Genomic DNA, 16,618 nt, shown 5'->3' with positions numbered 1-16,618 from the left:
AGTTAATTCTATTTAGGAGTTATATATGACACAGCAAGAACGATTGCTCTATCTTTTAGAGGGATTAGTAGCAGAGTATAAAGAGAAACATAAGGAACATATGGATATTCCCGTAAATGAAGAAGAACGGTTTACTCTGTTTAGAACACTATGTAATATTCGTCCTGCAGGAGCCATGTCCGCTGAATGGATGAAGGTAGAGGATGAATATTTAAATACATTGGCTCATGAAAAGGGCATTGTCACAATTAATGATATGGAAGAACGAGAGCCTCAGATTTATTTGTGGCAAGGAGACATTACTAGATTATCTGTAGACGCTATTGTAAATGCAGCCAATAATCAATTATTAGGATGTTTTGCTCCAAATCATAAATGTATTGATAATGCCATCCACACCTTTGCAGGTATTGAACTTCGTATGGAATGTGAAAGAATGATAGAGTATTTAGACATGCCAGAGAAAACAGGTGTAGCTCGTATGACCTATGGGTATAATTTGCCCGCAAAGTATGTACTTCATACGGTAGGTCCTATTATTTATGAAGGTGTAACAGATAAGGAAAGAATTGAATTAGCTTCTTGCTATCAATCCTGTTTAAAGTTAGCTAATGCTTATAACTTACACTCCATTGCATTCTGTTGTATTTCTACTGGTGAGTTTAGATTCCCTAATGAAGAAGCAGCACAGATTGCCATAGATACGGTACGAACATATTTAAAAGAAACAAATAGTAAAATACAAGTGGTATTTAATGTGTTTAAGGATATAGATTATGACATCTACAACAAATTATTGGGATAATATAGACGCATATTATGTATCTATGTATCAGTTAATATGGGAAAATAATCGATTCCATTTGATATTCAGCATAACACAGTATCATTTAATAATGACATACAAAAGGCATTGAATGATTTGTTATTTTAAGAAGGAGTTAATGTACTATGAATTATAAATACACCTATGAAAGTCCATTAGGAACTATGATTATGCTTGGTACTTTATCATACTTAACAGATTTGTTTTTTGTTGATGAAAGTCACGCACCTACGTATGATGATGCAGATTATATAGAACAAAAAACAGGCCCTTTTGAGGTGACTATTATGTGGTTAGATCAATATTTCTCTGGTAGAAAATCCTTTGTTACACCACCAATTGAGTTAGAGGGAACGGAGTTCCGCAAGTCTGTCTGGTCTATATTACAGACAATTCCATATGGGAAGACTACGACCTATGGAGATATTGGTAAAAAGATTGCTACAAAGCAAGGTAAAGAAAAGATGTCTGCTCAAGCCGTAGGGGGTGCTGTAGGGCACAATCCAATTTCTATCATCGTTCCTTGTCACCGTGTTATTGGTAGTAATGGCCAGTTAACAGGCTATGCAGGGGGAATTGAACGCAAGAAATATATGCTAGACCTAGAGGCGGAACATAGATAATAACAAAAAAGATTACTCCTATGTATAGTTGGTTATACATAGAAGTAATCTTTTTTTGTTGAACTATAATTTGATGTTTCTGTAGTTTTTAGAATACGAGTTGATATGGTATTTTAATAACGTACTAATTTTATAAAAATTTATTTTCTAAGGTACCGATACCACTAATTGTAATTGCCACGGTATCTCCTGGTTTTAGCCAAGAATATTTACTTTCATTTTTACCTAATACGACACCACTAGGAGTGCCTGTAAAGATAATATCTCCTTCTTGCAGCGTCATATGAGAGGAGAGAAACGCAATGATATCATAAGGCTTAAATATCATTTGGTTCAAATTTGCTTGTTGACGAACTTCACCATTTACAGTTGTTGTAATGGTAGCGCTTTCAAAATCAAATTTATGCGGTGGAATAATAGTGGGACCAATCGGAGCAAAATTATCTAAGGATTTGCCAAGGATCCATTGAGAGCCTCTAAATTGTAATGTACGGGCAGATACGTCATTGCCAATGGTATAACCTAAGATATGTTCCATTGCCTTTTCAGAAGATATGTTTTTACCAGATTTACCGATGATGATAACTAATTCTCCTTCATAATCGTAATGGAAAGTTTCGTCTTCAATGGTAATTGTATCATGATTACCTGCAAGAGCATTTGATGTTTTCATAAAGATTTCTGGAAAATCATGTGTAGCTAAACTAGTTTCAGCAATATGATCAGCGTAGTTAAGGCCAATACAAATGATACTTTTAGGATTAGGAATTAAAAAATGTTTATTTTCGTTCATAATAGGGACCTCCTAGTAAAATAGGATAATGTATATCTGAAATTATTATAATATAAATAGGGCGGCAGCTATACTGTAAAGAAACAAATTTTATATTCAACGATAGTATAGCTGGTGGCCTATTTGATAATATACATATCTATTAATATGTTACCTATGTATAGATGATATATCTTAATAGATACTATATCTGTATATATAATTTATCATCTCTATAGAATCTATTGAAAATACAAGATGATAGTGATAAGATTAAGTGTATATCAATATAAATGGAGGTTATTGTTATGAGCAAGAATATCGATTGGGATAATCTCGGTTTTGGTTATGTAGAAACCGAATACCGTTATTTGACTACATATAAAGATGGTAAATGGGACGAAGGTGGTTTAATTACTGATGCTAACGTTGTCCTTAATGAATGTGCTGGAGTATTCCAATACGCTCAAACTGTCTTTGAAGGGTTGAAAGCATACTACACAAAAGATGGTCACATCGTATGCTTCCGTCCAGATTTGAATGCAGAACGTTTGAATCAATCCTGTGAACGCCTTGTAATGCCTACATTACCTGAAGGTCGTTTCCTCGAAGCTGTAAAAGAAGTTGTAAAAGCAAATAAAGACTTTGTTCCTCCATATGGTCATGGTGCAAGCCTTTATATTCGCCCTTACATGATGGGTACAAACTCCGTTATCGGTGTAAAACCTGCTGATGAATATCAATTCCGTGTGTTTACAACACCAGTAGGCCCTTACTTCAAAGATGGTGCTAAACCAATCAAAATTCGTATCACTGATTTTGATCGTGCAGCTCCTCATGGCACTGGGCATATTAAAGCTGGCTTGAACTATGCTATGAGTTTGTATGCTATCACTGATGCTCATAACAAAGGCTATGCAGAAAATATGTATCTTGATGCGGCTACTCGTACACATGTAGAAGAAACTGGTGGTGCTAACTTCATCTTCATTACTAAAGATGGTAAATTAGTTACACCTAAATCTGATAGTATATTGCCATCCATTACACGTCGTTCTTTGATGTATGTAGCAGAACACTACCTTGGTATGACTGTAGAACATCGTCCTGTTCGTAAAGATGAATTAAAAGATTTTGCTGAAATTGGTCTTTGTGGTACAGCGGCTGTTATTTCTCCAGTAGGCCAAATCGATACTCCAGAAGGTACCATTAATGTACCTGCTGGCATGGATGATATGGGTCCTATCACTAAAAAATTATATGACACATTACTTGGCATTCAACATGGTGAAATCGAAGCTCCTGAAGGCTGGGTAGTTAAAATTTGCTAATCCTTTAGTAGATTATATAATTTAATATGTAAATAGAAACTAATATGTAAATAGAAACGGCATCTATCATTTGATAGATGCCATTTTTGTTTTGTATTTTATTATTTTAATAAAGTAAATAAGATATTAGCAATAAACCTATTAGTAAAATAGTAGACTATTAGTTAGATTTTGCTCTACTATGCACCTTAGCCATAAATTTTTCGTTGTTAATAACAAATCGTTCATGTGTGCCACGACCAATAATACCAACACCATCAGAGGCTTCAATATCGAATGTTATTTTACGACCTTCTACAGCACTTACAGTAGCTTTTGCTGTTACTGTTGCGCCTAAAGGCGTAGGGGCCTCATGAGTAATAGATAGGGAGATACCTACTGTGCCTTCACCGTCCTCTAAATATGGCTGTACTGCAGCTTGTGCAGCTTCCTCCATAAGTGCACACATCGCTGGTGTAGCAAAGACCTCTAAAGAACCAGACTTCATTGTTTTTGCAATATTAGATTCAGTTACTATAACTGTTGCTGTAGCTGTTTGACCTGCTGATACCATATTATACCTTCTTTCACTAAGAATATTCTCATTATACTAGATACTAGTATTATACATCTAAAGTTAATTATTATGCTATTGGAATTATATATATTTTAACTGGTAGTACCTTAGAAAATAGAATGTTTATGCTCTAAAAACAATAGTTTTAACTGGTGGTATTTATAATATAGATATATTTATACGCCTCTAAAGCTATATGGTTACCAATTTTAAATATATTAAAAATAGCTATTCAGATTAGAATTAAAGAAATGTAACTAGTTATAACTCTTCTATAGAATACGTGATATAATGAAGCTAGTCTTTTAATACGAGGTATATATGAGTAAAAGAAATTTAAAACCTTCTGGTGAAGGTTGGGTACAGTTAATAGCAGGCATTGGTTTCATTGTTTTATTAATTGTCATAAATATAGTAGATCCTACGTTTTATCCGACTATGTGGCACTTGGCAACGAGTGGCTCTATGGAGGAGGTAGCGGAGTATATTCAAAGCTTTGGTCCTATGGCCATGGTGGTAAGTATGGTCCTCGATATTTTTGTTAATGCCGTAGGCTTTTTACCGTCAATTTTTATATCTACAGCTAATGGTCTAGTATTTGGTATGTGGCCTGGGATTATTATCTCTTGGCTTGCTGAGACGATTGGCGTAGTCATTAGCTTTTATATTATGCGTTACTTCTTACGTGATACAGCGGACAAGTTGATTGCTAAGAGTACAGTATTGATGAAAGTAGATGATTTTTCTGGTAAAAATGGTTTTATGGTCATGTTATTTGCCAGATCCTTACCATATTTTCCATCTGGTGTTATCACAGCATTGGGTGCCATTAGTAAAATCAAACCGAGAGATTATATCTTAGCGAATTTAATCGGTAAATTCCCATCTACAGCTCTTGAAGTAGCTATCGGTACAGATATTGTAAACTTCCAAGAGAATATGGGACGCTTAGGAATCATCGTAGTTGTTGCAGGGGTTGTATACTTCATTCTTTGGAAAGTATATAAGAACTACATCAATAAGAAAAATGCTGAACAAGAGCATGATCCTAATGCTTAATAATCTCTAATTAATTAAACGTTATTCAATTTAGTATATATGAAAGAGGCGATAGTATGAGCTTTTCACTTCCTGAACGCGTAACCTTAAAAGGTCCAAATTTTATTCGTGAAGTATTCGAACGTGGCGTAGGTGTAGAAGGTTTTATCAGCTTTGGTATCGGTAATCCAGCACCAGAAGCGATTCCTGTAGAAATCATCGAAAAGGCTTTTGATGAAGTGGTTCACTCTAATCCAATGAGTCTTTTACAATATGGACCAATGCAAGGTGATGCACGCTTAGCAGAACTTACGTTAGAACGTTTAGTACAAACTCATAAGATGAATCCGGAAGGACAAGGGCTCATTATCTCCAATGGTGCAGGTCAACTCTTAGGTCTTGTACCGATTACTGTATTAGAGCCTGGCGATGAAGTATACATGGATGAATTCACTTTCACTAGTGCAATTAATTCTGTACGTAACATGGGTGGTAAAGCATTAGGTATTAAAACTGACGAGTACGGTATGATTCCAAGTGAGTTAGAAAAAGCGGCTCAATCTGGTAAAGGTAAATATATTTATCTAATTCCTAACTTTCAGAATCCAACAGGCATTACTATGCCTTTAGAACGCCGTAAGGAGATTTACGATATAGCATCTAAATATGATTTATTTATCTATGAAGATGATCCATATGGTGAAATTCGTTTTGCTGGCGAATATATCCCAACATTTAAATCTTTTGATACAGAAGACCGTGTTTTGTATGCAGGTTCTTATTCTAAGACATTATCTGCAGGCTTACGAGTAGGATTTCTATTTGGTCCTGCTAAAGTGATTGAAGCCATCCAAGCATTGAAAAATAATACGGCAGGGCAAATGCCGTTGGTTACTCAAAAAGTTGTAGCTAAGGTCCTTGATACTATCGATTATGATGCACATTTGGATAATGTGCGTAAAGTATATAAAATGAAATGCGATGCTTTACTTAATGCTTTTGAAAAATATGCGAGCTCTAAAGTTAAATTAACACACCCTACAGGTGGTATGTTTGCATGGATGACGATGCCTGAGGATGTAGATTGTGATGTATTTTTTGAAACTTGTATGGATCGCAATGTAGGAATTATTAAATGTGGTGCCTTTGCGGCTGATGGGGCAGGAGAAGGACATGCATTTCGTTTGAGCTATACGGTACCAACAGTAGAGGAAATTATAAAGGGGATGGAAATTCTCGGCGGGTTAACTAAAGAATTTTGTGGTGAGTAATATATTGATAATTTTTGATATAACGTGATACAATGTAAGCGTAGATACATTGTGTTTACCATATAAAAAAGTTTTTAATATAGATGTGAGGTATAGCCTCAAAGAAAGTAGGTGTTTACTATGGGTTGCGGTAGCAGCAGTGATTGTGGCGGATGCCCATCTCAATCTTCTGGTTGCGGTGGTGGTGCGCCTCAACAACCTCAAGATCTTACAGCTCAATTACACGAGCTTAGTTCTGTTAAACATGTAATCGGCGTAGTATCTGGTAAAGGCGGCGTAGGTAAATCCTCCGTTACTAGCTTGATGGCCATTACAATGGCGCGTAAAGGTTATAAAGTCGGTATCCTCGATGCGGATATTACAGGTCCTTCTATTCCTAAGATGTTTGGCATTAAGGAAAAGGCATATGCTGACGAAATCGGTATGTATCCTGTAAAATCCAAAGACGGTATCGATGTTATGTCTGTTAACCTTCTTTTGGAAAACGATACGGATCCTGTTTTATGGCGTGGTCCTATTTTAGGCAATGTAGTAAAACAATTTTATACAGATGTTATTTGGAAAGATATCGATTATTTATTTGTTGATATGCCACCAGGAACAGGTGACGTTGCTATTACTGTATATCAATCCTTGAAATTGGACGGTATTATTATCGTTACATCTCCTCAAGACTTGGTATCCATGATTGTTGAAAAAGCAGTTAAAATGGCTGATTTAATGCAAGTGCCTATTATTGGTGTGGTGGAAAACTACTCTTACTTCCATTGCCCAGATAACGGTAAGGATTATCAAATTTTCGGTGAAAGCCACATCGAAGAAATCCTTCAAAAATATGGTCTATTATTGTTGAACCGTTTACCAATTGATCCTACTATTGCAGACCTTTGTGATAAAGGTGATATTGAGTCTATCGAAAAAACAAATTTAGAGGACGTATCTCTACCTGAATAGGATTCATATGATGAAAGCTGTGCATACTTAGTAATGCACAGCTTTTTATCACATCTTTTTATCTTGAAATATATTATATTTATGATAAGAAGAGATAAATATATTTCTAACTTCACATACTACTGATATATACTGAAGATACCGTAGCATAGAGGGGCTGTTGTGTGTATAAACTTGACCTTCTTGTGGTGCCTTGGTATATCAGTAGATATATATTTTAGTTTTTTCCTATGTAGGAGGTATGTGTATGAAAAAACTATTGAACTGGATTATTCCAGTAGTCTTTGGTTTAGGATTGTGGTTTGTTCCAACTCCAGAGGGGCTAACTCCTCAATCATGGCATTTATTTGCCATTTTTGTTGCTACTATCGTAGGCTTTATTACTCAGCCGTTACCGATTGGTGGCGTATCCATCGTTGTTATTACTGTGGCTGCACTAACTAGCACATTAAAGATTGGTGAAGCAATCTCTGGTTTTGCTAACACGTCTATCTGGTTAATCGTAGGTGCGTTCTTATTCTCTCGTGGTTTTATTAAAACCGGTTTGGGGAAACGTATTGCGTATAATTTGATTGCTGCTTTTGGTAGTAGTTCCTTGCGTTTGGCCTATGCATTAGCTTTGTCTGATTTGATTTTAGCTCCAGCAACACCATCTAATACAGCTCGTGTAGGCGGTGTAATCATGCCAATTACAACTAGCTTAGCAAAAGCTTTCGGTTCTGAGCCACAAGATGGACCTCGTAAAATCGGTTCTTTCTTGATGCAATCTATTTATCAAGTAAATACGATTACATCTGCGATGTTCCAAACATCCATGGCTGGTAATACATTGGTTGCTGCATTGGCACTTCAATCCTTTGGTATTGGTATTACTTGGGGTGACTGGGCTATGGCAGCTATTGTTCCTGGTATCATTGCATTGATTATTATGCCGTACTTTATTTACAAAGTGTATCCACCGGAAATTAAAGATGCTCGTGAAGCTCAACAAATGGTTCGCGAAGAGTTAAAAGGTCTTGGAAAGATGTCTTTCCAAGAATGGGTAATGCTTGGCGTATTTATTTTAGCATTAGTTTTATGGGCTACGTCTCAATTCACAAATCTTGATGCTACCACTGTTGCATTCTTAGGTATTTCTATTTTACTTGCTACAGGCGTTCTAATTTGGGACGATGTTAAGAGTGAAAAGGGAGCTTGGGATACCTTGGTTTGGATGGGGACATTGATGGGCTTTGCCGGATTCCTTTCCAAATTGGGCTTTATCAAATGGGCTACAGTTCAAGTTGGTGGTTATATTCCAGAAGGTTCTTGGATAATTGCCTTTGTTGTAGCTGTTCTTGTTAATACATATGCTCACTATGTATTTGCATCTTTAACAGCGCATATTTCTGCAATGTTTGTAGCATTCTCTGCAATCGCTATATCTGCAGGTGCGCCACCAATGTTGACATTGTTGATGATCGCATTCACATCTAACTTGTGTATGTCTTTGACTCACTATGCTGCAGGTCCATCTCCAGTAATCTTTAATACTGGGTATGTTCCTCAAAATACATGGTGGAAACTTGGTTTCTTCACATCTGTAATCAACTTAATTATCTTCATGGGGCTTGGCTCTGTATGGATGAAGTTGATTGGTATGTGGTAAAATCCATTACTGACAATTTTATAGGATTGTAATGCATGCACTTTAATTTTTTTAGACTTAGTGTACTATGCATTTACATCGTATATAAAAAGCCGTCCCGATAGGGGCGGCTTTTTGTGATAAAATATGAGTAGTTAATAGATAATTAATGTAAATATTGTAGAATAATATACATAATAAACTATTCAAGCTAATTGTACAAATTTATGTAATTTGTGCATAGGAGGGATCTATGAAGTTTGATAATGAACAATTATTAAAGTATATTGGCGCTTGTACATCTCCGTATCACACAGTAGATACAAGTTTACAAATGTTATTGGACTCGGGTTTTACAGAGCTCAGTTTAGAAGATGAGTGGCAGTTAGATTCTGGGTCTTATGTAGTTAATGTGTTTGGCACCACTTTATTTGCCTTTCATATAGGAAAGAAACCAGAACATACATTACGTATTGCGTCAGCTCATACAGATTTTCCTGCTATTCGTGTTAAACCTAATCCTATAACATCTGTGAAAGGATACACAAAGTTAAATGTGGAAATGTATGGCGGTCTCATCGAAAATACATGGCTTGACCGTCCACTAGGTGCAGCAGGTACGGTTGTGTTAAAAGGAAAAAATGCCTTTGATGTAGATTCTGTTTTAGTCGATACAAAACGGCCTATCGCAATTGTTCCAAATCTAGCCATTCATATGAATCGTTCTGTTAATGATGGGGTTAAACTAAATCGTCAAAAAGAAATGCTTCCTATATTGACGATGGAACGTAATAATGAAGATAATCCTACAAAACTTTTAAATAATAGAAATAATCCAAGTTTATTCCCAGAATCAGATACTCAATACGATGAGTGGACAAAGTTTTTAGCTGATGAAGTAGATTGCGATCCTTCCGAAATATTATCTTATGAAATGACGTTATATCCTACGGAACAAGGCTGTGTACTCGGTACGGAAGGTGACTTCATTAGCTCACCTCGTTTAGATAATTTAACATCTTGCTTTGGTGTATTATCTGGTATTATTCAAGCTCGAAAAACGAATGTCAATGGTGTTCGTTGTGCTATACTCTTTGATAACGAAGAGGTGGGCAGTCGTACAAAACAAGGTGGGGCGGGTATGATATTACCAAATCTCATTAAACGCGTGTATGACGCATTAGGATATTCTAATCAAGAGATGGACAGTTTTATTTCTAAAGGTTTTATGATTTCCTCCGATGTGGCTCACGGATTACATCCAAACTATCCAGAGAAAAATGATATTACGAATATTCCTGTACTTAATAAAGGGTTATCCCTCAAGATTGCATGTAGCCAATCTTACGCCGGAGATGCTAAGGCCATTGCTATCGTTAAAGGCCTTTGTGAAGAAGTGGATGCACAGTATCAGATTTATGTAAATCGTTCGGATATTCCAGGTGGATCTACTGTAGGTTCAATTTCATCAGCTATGTTACCAATGCGTACTATTGATGTAGGCGTGCCTCTTTTAGCAATGCATTCAGCTAGAGAATTGATGGGGGCAGCTGATCAAGAGCAATTAAATCGATTAATGAATCACTTTTTAGGTGGTAAATAATATAAAAATGGAATTTATTCGATGTGCATTATTGAAAGACATATGATTTTTTGTAATGAACAGTAAAAAATATATTTTATACTTTCATAATTGGTATAATCCTTTAAATATAATGAAAATATTGTATAATAAGTATATATTATTATGAATATAAAAACTCATCATAAATTTTGATGAGGTCTTCCGTAATATTGATTTATCTATAAGTATAGGGAATATTCATATATTAATAAAAATGAAAGCTGATAGTTCACATTTGTGGAAGCTAGTAGGAGGCAATACATGAGAAAAATTAAATCCGTATTGGTTGCCAACCGTGGAGAAATTGCAATCCGCGTGTTCCGTGCATGTAATGAAATGGGGATTAAAACTGTAGCCATTTACTCTAAAGAGGATACATTATCCTTGCACCGTAACCAAGCCGATGAAGCCTATCTCGTAGGGGACGGTAAAAAACCAGTTGACGCATATCTTGATATTGAAGATATTATCCGTATTGCAAAAGAACATGACATCGATGCTATCCATCCAGGTTATGGTTTCTTATCTGAAAATGAAGGCTTTGCTCGTCGTTGTGAAGAAGAAGGTATTATCTTTATCGGGCCTAAAATCAAGCATTTGAATATGTTTGGTGATAAAGTAAATGCTCGTGAGCAAGCTAAATTAGCAAAAATTCCAATGATCCCAGGTTCTGATGGGGCTTTAAAAGATTATGCTCAACTAGAAGAATTTGCTGATACACATGGGTTTCCATTGATGATTAAAGCTGTTAATGGCGGCGGCGGTCGTGGTATGCGTGAAGTTCATCATAAAGAAGACCTTCGAGATGCATATGATCGTGCTAAATCTGAAGCGAAAGCTGCGTTTGGCGATGATGATGTATATGTAGAAAAACTTATTGTAGAGCCTAAACATATTGAAGTTCAAATCTTAGGTGATGAACATGGCAATGTAGTTCATTTGCATGAACGTGATTGCTCTGTTCAACGTCGTCACCAAAAAGTAGTTGAAATGGCGCCAGCTTTTGCATTGTCCTTAGAAACTCGTAAAGCTGTATGTGATGCTGCCGTTAAAATCATGAAAAATGTTGGCTATGTGAATGCAGGTACTGTAGAATTTTTGGTAACTGCTGACGGTAGCTTCTACTTTATCGAAGTTAATCCACGTATTCAAGTAGAGCATACTGTAACAGAAATGATTACAGATATTGATATTGTTCATGCTCAAATTAGAATCGCTGAAGGCTTTAGCTTACATAGTCCTGAAATAGGTATTCCTGAACAAGATAAAGTCCCTTGTAAAGGTACTGCCATCCAATGTCGTATAACCACAGAAGATCCTAAAAACAACTTCATGCCTGATACCGGTAAAATCTTGGCATACCGTAGCTCCGGTGGTTTTGGTATCCGTCTTGACTCCGGTAATGCATTTACTGGTGCTGTTGTAACACCTTATTATGACTCTTTGCTTGTGAAAGCGACAGCATTTGGTCCTAATAACGAAGAGACTATTCGTAAAATGCTTCGTTGCTTAAAAGAGTTCCGTATTCGTGGTGTAAAAACAAATATTCACTTCTTGATTAATGTATTGGAACATCCTGAATTCCAAAGTGGTTCTTACAATGTAAACTTTATTGAAGAACATCCTGAATTATTCGAATTGAAACCAGATCGTGACCGTGGTACTAAATTGTTACGCTATATTGCTGATGTTACAATTAATGGTTATTCTGGTTCAGGGGCTCAAGAGGTTCCTGACTTTGAACCGATTCAAATGCCATCTACTTTGGATGTAAGTCCAGCATCTGGTACAAAACAAAAATTTGATGAACTTGGACCAGATAAATTCAGTAAATGGTTATCTGAACAAAAACAAGTATTCTTCACTGATACCACATGGCGTGATGCTCACCAATCTTTGTTTGCTACACGGCTTCGTACAATTGATATGGCTCGCGTAGCTGGTCATGCTGCAAAAGGTGTACCTAACTTATTCTCTTTAGAATGTTGGGGTGGTGCTACTTTTGACGTATCATATCGATTCCTACATGAAGATCCGTGGGAGCGTTTGCGCATGTTCCGTCGTGAAGTACCGAATACATTGCTTCAAATGCTCCTTCGCGGTGCTAATGCTGTAGGTTACACATCGTATCCAGACAACGTAGTTCGTCAATTCATTCAACGGGCTGCTGCTAATGGTATTGATGTATTTCGCGTATTTGATAGCTTGAATAGCCTTGATAATATGCATGTTGCTATCGATGAAGTGCGTGCACAAAATAAAATAGCTGAAGTTGCATTGTGCTACACTGGCGATATCCTTGATGGGGCTCGTACAAAATACAATTTGGATTATTATGTAAATATGGCAAAAGAGCTTGAAAAATCTGGTGCCAATATTATTGCCATTAAAGATATGGCCGGTCTTTTAAAACCACAAGCTTCTTATAATTTGGTATCTGCCTTGAAAGATGCTGTCTCTGTGCCAATTCACTTGCATACTCATGAAGGCTCTGGTAACTCTATTTATACATATGGCCGCGCTGTAGATGCTGGTGTTGACGTAATCGACTTAGCATACTCCGCATTTGCTAATGGTACTTCTCAACCTAGTATGAATTCCATGTACTATGCATTGTCTGGTCATCAACGTCAACCAGAAATGAACATTGATTACATGGAAGAAATGTCTCATTATTTTGGTAGTATTAGACCATACTACAAAGGTGTAGATAAAGCAGAAGCATATCCTAATACTGAAGTATATCAACATGAAATGCCGGGCGGTCAATACTCTAACTTGCAACAACAAGCTAAAATGGTAGGGCTTGGTGATCGTTGGACAGATATAAAAAAAATGTATCACCAAGTAAACATGATGTTTGGTGATATTATTAAAGTTACACCATCCTCTAAAGTGGTAGGGGATATGACATTGTACATGGTACAAAACAACTTGACTGAAAAAGATATCTACGAAAAAGGCGATGTATTGGATTTCCCTCAGTCAGTAGTTGAATTCTTTGAAGGCCGTCTTGGTACTCCATATCAAGGCTTCCCTGAAAAATTACAAAAGATCATCTTGAAAGGTGCTCGCCCAATCACAGTTCGTCCTGGTGCTGTATTACCTCCAACAGATTTTGAACATATTCGTCATGAATTAAGCGAAATGGGAGCCCAAACAACTGATGAAGATATTAGTGCATATTGCTTGTACCCTAAGGTTTACCAAGATTACAATAAATTTGTAAAAGACTTTGGCGATGTATCCGTATTAGATACTCCTACATTCTTCTTCGGTATGAAACGGGGCGAAGAAATTCAAGTAACTATCGAAAAAGGTAAAACACTGATTATCAAGATGAATGGTTTTTCTGAACCTGATGAAGATGGTAACCGCATCGTATTGTTCGAGTTTAATGGTCAGCCTCGTAGTATTAAGGTTCATGATAAACATGCTAAGACAACTGGTGTAGTTCGTCGCAAAGCGGATGAATCTAACCCTGGTGAAATAGGTGCTACATTGTCTGGTTCCGTTGTTAAGATCCTCGTTAAGAATGGTCAATCTGTAACTAAAGGTGAACCATTGATTGTTACAGAAGCGATGAAAATGGAAACAACAATTACAGCTCCTATCGATGGTATCGTAGAAGAAATCCTTGTACGTGAAGGTAGCCGTATCGAATCTGGTGACTGTTTGCTTCGCATTGAAGATGCTTTGAAACGATAAGTTAAAAACCATTTAAAATTAAAAATATTATTTCTCAAGTATTTCATAAAATGAAAAATTGAAGAATAATGGAAGAATCCCTAGGAAATCCTAGGGATTCTTTGTATTTTAAAGGGTTTCATGGTACTATATATAGTAGAGAAAATGGGCGTATTATACGTTATTTCAGAATGATTAGTAGAAAAGGAGTAGTAACAGATGAGATGTCCTTATTGCCAACACACAGACACGAAGGTAACAGACTCTAGAACGACTGATGAAGGAAATAGTATTCGCCGTCGCCGTGAATGTATTAATTGTGGCCGTCGCTTTACTACCTATGAAATTATAGAAGAAGTACCACTCATGGTATTGAAGAAAAATGGACGACGTGAATTATTTGACCGTGGTAAATTATTGAATGGTCTATTGCGCTCTTGTGACAAGCGTACAGTTCCTATGTCCGTGATGGAGCAAGTAGTTAATGATGTAGAGCGCGATATTCGGAATGAAATTAACCAAGAGGTTACAACTGATCGCATTGGTGAGCTCGTGTTACAACAACTGAAAGACATAGATCAAGTTGCATATGTTCGTTTTGCCAGTGTATATCGTAAGTTTGATAATATTGATAGCTTTATGGAAGAGTTAAAGGCTCTGAAGAAGTTAGATGCTAAAAAGCCGAAACGCAAACCTGTCGTAGAAGAATAATGGATTTTGTATTACTGATTGGTTATACATGGTTTTGAAATTAGCGATGTGTGAGGCTTTATGATAGATTTACATTGCGATACGATGATGCAACTGCTAGATCATCCTGATAGTGGTGATTTATATCGTAATACTTGGAAAATAGATATAGAAAAATTACAAAAGGCTCATAGCAAGATACAAGACTTTGCGCTCTTTATTAATATTGGTGAAACGAATGACCCTTATGCTCGCTATGAAGAGATGCGTAATTTGTGTGTATCACAAATTCATCACTATGGAGAGCACATACAACATGTGCTCTCTTATCAAGAGATAGAGTCTGTATACAAGTCTGGTAAGATTGGGGCGCTCATATCTATTGAAGAAGGTGGCGTACTACGTGGCGATTTGAATAAACTTAACCAAGCTTACCAAGATGGGGTTAGACTTATAACACTAACGTGGAATTATCCGAATGGTCTTGGCGAGCCACATTGTGGTGAGCAGCATAAACAATTAACATCTAAAGGTGTTGAATTTGTTGAGGCTATGCAAGATTTAGGGATGATCGTTGACTGCTCACATCTCAATGATGCTGGTACAGAGCAACTAGGAGATATTCTAGATGTTCCTTTTATAGCATCCCATTCAAATGCACGGGAAGTTAGGGCTCATACGCGAAATTTGCCGGATAATCTTATTAGACTTATCGCTAATAAGGGCGGTATTATAGGACTTAATTTTGCACAGAATTTTCTCGGCACATCGCCAGTTAGTCGCATTGAAGATATTGTAAAGCACGGTCTATATCTCATCGACAAGGGCGGTGAAGAGGTAGTGGCGTTGGGAACTGATTTTGATGGGATTCCACCAGATACAGAGATTGCAGATATGTCTCAAATAAGTCGTCTTTATGATGCATTTAGAGAGGCAGGCTTATCTGTGGAACAGTGTGAAAAGTTGTTCTGGAAAAATGCAGATAGACTACTAAAGGAGATTTTATAATGACTGATTTAAATCCAATCATTGCGGATCGTTTTACTGAGCATCTCGAAGTGTTTGGTAAGACGATGGAACATATGGATACCATTCAAGAAATCGGATATCGCTGTAAGACAGCTATCGATAATGGTAATAAAATTTTATTCTGTGGTAATGGTGGTTCTGCTGCGGACTCTCAACATTTAGCGGCAGAATTAATCGGTCGTTTCAAAAAAGAACGCCGTTCTTTTGCGGCTATTGCATTAACGACAGATACATCCGCTTTAACAGCTATTGCCAATGATTATGATTTTGATGCTGTTTTTGCTCGTCAAGTGGAGGGCTTAGGCCGTACAGGTGATGTTCTTATCGGTATTTCCACCTCTGGGAATTCCAAGAATGTTGTGAAAGCGGCTGAAATGGCTCGCTCTATTGGGATGCATACCATTGCTTTCACCGGTGAAGGTGGTGGCAAATTAGCTGAACTATGTGATATTACATTGGCGATTCCTAGCAATGTGACGGCGCGCATTCAAGAAATGCATATCTTAGCTGGCCACATTATGTGTGAAATCATTGAAGAAGATTACTAACCACTAGGTTATTAGATATAGGTACATGTTATTTCAAACAAA

Annotated in this window: 14 protein-coding genes; 12 read left to right on the top strand and 2 right to left on the bottom strand. The window is 36.7% G+C overall.

Annotated elements, in window-relative coordinates:
- Nucleotides 1–25: 25 nt before the first annotated feature.
- Nucleotides 26–805 (top strand): protein-ADP-ribose hydrolase, encoded by a 780-nt coding sequence (locus Q7O55_RS00785; RefSeq protein ID WP_303927677.1) that lies wholly within the window; start codon nt 26–28, stop codon nt 803–805.
- Between the two features lie 146 nt (nt 806–951).
- Entirely contained in the window at nt 952–1,449 is a 498-nt protein-coding gene (locus tag Q7O55_RS00780) for a methylated-DNA--[protein]-cysteine S-methyltransferase (protein ID WP_303927676.1), read from the top strand.
- A gap of 130 nt (nt 1,450–1,579) precedes the next feature.
- On the opposite strand, the gene Q7O55_RS00775 is transcribed toward Q7O55_RS00780, so the two are convergent.
- Nucleotides 1,580–2,242, bottom strand: coding sequence for a fumarylacetoacetate hydrolase family protein (locus Q7O55_RS00775; RefSeq protein ID WP_295815166.1), 663 nt, complete (start codon nt 2,240–2,242; stop codon nt 1,580–1,582).
- 287 nt (nt 2,243–2,529) lie between these two features.
- On the opposite strand from Q7O55_RS00775, the gene Q7O55_RS00770 reads away from it, so the two are divergent.
- Nucleotides 2,530–3,552, top strand: coding sequence for a branched-chain amino acid aminotransferase (locus Q7O55_RS00770; protein WP_303927675.1), 1,023 nt, complete (start codon nt 2,530–2,532; stop codon nt 3,550–3,552).
- Nucleotides 3,553–3,712: 160 nt separating this feature from the next.
- On the opposite strand, the gene Q7O55_RS00765 is transcribed toward Q7O55_RS00770, so the two are convergent.
- Nucleotides 3,713–4,105, bottom strand: coding sequence for a thioesterase family protein (locus tag Q7O55_RS00765; RefSeq protein WP_278451605.1), 393 nt, complete (start codon nt 4,103–4,105; stop codon nt 3,713–3,715).
- Nucleotides 4,106–4,429: 324 nt separating this feature from the next.
- Between Q7O55_RS00765 and Q7O55_RS00760 the strand changes: the two genes are divergently transcribed.
- The 9 genes from Q7O55_RS00760 to gmhA all read left to right on the top strand — a co-directional run bounded on the left by Q7O55_RS00760 (nt 4,430) and on the right by gmhA (nt 16,576).
- Nucleotides 4,430–5,167, top strand: a complete 738-nt coding sequence (locus tag Q7O55_RS00760; RefSeq protein WP_303927672.1) for a TVP38/TMEM64 family protein — start codon at nt 4,430–4,432, stop codon at nt 5,165–5,167.
- 56 nt (nt 5,168–5,223) lie between these two features.
- A complete protein-coding gene (locus tag Q7O55_RS00755; protein ID WP_303927671.1) occupies nt 5,224–6,417 on the top strand; it encodes a PLP-dependent aminotransferase family protein in 1,194 nt (397 codons plus the stop codon).
- Nucleotides 6,418–6,537: 120 nt separating this feature from the next.
- Complete coding sequence (locus tag Q7O55_RS00750; RefSeq protein ID WP_303927670.1) at nt 6,538–7,371, top strand: Mrp/NBP35 family ATP-binding protein; 834 nt, start codon at nt 6,538–6,540, stop codon at nt 7,369–7,371.
- A 247-nt stretch (nt 7,372–7,618) separates the two neighbouring features.
- A complete protein-coding gene (locus Q7O55_RS00745) occupies nt 7,619–9,019 on the top strand; it encodes an anion permease (RefSeq protein WP_303927668.1) in 1,401 nt (466 codons plus the stop codon).
- A gap of 232 nt (nt 9,020–9,251) precedes the next feature.
- Nucleotides 9,252–10,601, top strand: coding sequence for a M18 family aminopeptidase (locus Q7O55_RS00740; protein ID WP_303927666.1), 1,350 nt, complete (start codon nt 9,252–9,254; stop codon nt 10,599–10,601).
- Nucleotides 10,602–10,883: 282 nt separating this feature from the next.
- The gene (locus Q7O55_RS00735; protein ID WP_303927664.1) at nt 10,884–14,330 is read left to right on the top strand and encodes a pyruvate carboxylase; all 3,447 of its coding nucleotides are present in this window, start codon (nt 10,884–10,886) and stop codon (nt 14,328–14,330) included.
- A 198-nt stretch (nt 14,331–14,528) separates the two neighbouring features.
- Entirely contained in the window at nt 14,529–15,020 is a 492-nt protein-coding gene (gene nrdR, locus Q7O55_RS00730) for a transcriptional regulator NrdR (RefSeq protein ID WP_004692976.1), read from the top strand.
- A gap of 60 nt (nt 15,021–15,080) precedes the next feature.
- Nucleotides 15,081–16,007: a dipeptidase gene (locus Q7O55_RS00725; RefSeq protein WP_303927662.1), complete on the top strand. Its 927-nt coding sequence runs from the start codon at nt 15,081–15,083 to the stop codon at nt 16,005–16,007.
- Nucleotides 16,007–16,576, top strand: a complete 570-nt coding sequence (gene gmhA / locus Q7O55_RS00720) for a D-sedoheptulose 7-phosphate isomerase (protein WP_302498479.1) — start codon at nt 16,007–16,009, stop codon at nt 16,574–16,576. Before Q7O55_RS00725 ends, gmhA begins: the two co-directional genes overlap by 1 nt.
- The last annotated feature ends 42 nt before the right edge of the window (nt 16,577–16,618 follow it).

It is taken from the genome of Veillonella parvula (genome assembly GCF_945949885.1).
Lineage (GTDB): Bacteria > Bacillota > Negativicutes > Veillonellales > Veillonellaceae > Veillonella > Veillonella parvula_B.
Note: the sequence above shows the minus strand (reverse complement) of the source record. Positions and strands in the feature narration are given on the sequence as shown.

Excerpts from the sequence above, each read along its gene's own strand:
- Q7O55_RS00785 (WP_303927677.1), top strand. The coding sequence starts at position 26 with ATGACACAGCAAGAACGATTGCTCTATCTTTTAGAGGGATTAGTAGCA.
- Q7O55_RS00780 (WP_303927676.1), top strand. The coding sequence starts at position 952 with ATGAATTATAAATACACCTATGAAAGTCCATTAGGAACTATGATTATG.
- Q7O55_RS00775 (WP_295815166.1), bottom strand. The coding sequence starts at position 2,242 with ATGAACGAAAATAAACATTTTTTAATTCCTAATCCTAAAAGTATCATT.
- Q7O55_RS00770 (WP_303927675.1), top strand. The coding sequence starts at position 2,530 with ATGAGCAAGAATATCGATTGGGATAATCTCGGTTTTGGTTATGTAGAA.
- Q7O55_RS00765 (WP_278451605.1), bottom strand. The coding sequence starts at position 4,105 with ATGGTATCAGCAGGTCAAACAGCTACAGCAACAGTTATAGTAACTGAA.
- Q7O55_RS00760 (WP_303927672.1), top strand. The coding sequence starts at position 4,430 with ATGAGTAAAAGAAATTTAAAACCTTCTGGTGAAGGTTGGGTACAGTTA.
- Q7O55_RS00755 (WP_303927671.1), top strand. The coding sequence starts at position 5,224 with ATGAGCTTTTCACTTCCTGAACGCGTAACCTTAAAAGGTCCAAATTTT.
- Q7O55_RS00750 (WP_303927670.1), top strand. The coding sequence starts at position 6,538 with ATGGGTTGCGGTAGCAGCAGTGATTGTGGCGGATGCCCATCTCAATCT.
- Q7O55_RS00745 (WP_303927668.1), top strand. The coding sequence starts at position 7,619 with ATGAAAAAACTATTGAACTGGATTATTCCAGTAGTCTTTGGTTTAGGA.
- Q7O55_RS00740 (WP_303927666.1), top strand. The coding sequence starts at position 9,252 with ATGAAGTTTGATAATGAACAATTATTAAAGTATATTGGCGCTTGTACA.
- Q7O55_RS00735 (WP_303927664.1), top strand. The coding sequence starts at position 10,884 with ATGAGAAAAATTAAATCCGTATTGGTTGCCAACCGTGGAGAAATTGCA.
- nrdR (WP_004692976.1), top strand. The coding sequence starts at position 14,529 with ATGAGATGTCCTTATTGCCAACACACAGACACGAAGGTAACAGACTCT.
- Q7O55_RS00725 (WP_303927662.1), top strand. The coding sequence starts at position 15,081 with ATGATAGATTTACATTGCGATACGATGATGCAACTGCTAGATCATCCT.
- gmhA (WP_302498479.1), top strand. The coding sequence starts at position 16,007 with ATGACTGATTTAAATCCAATCATTGCGGATCGTTTTACTGAGCATCTC.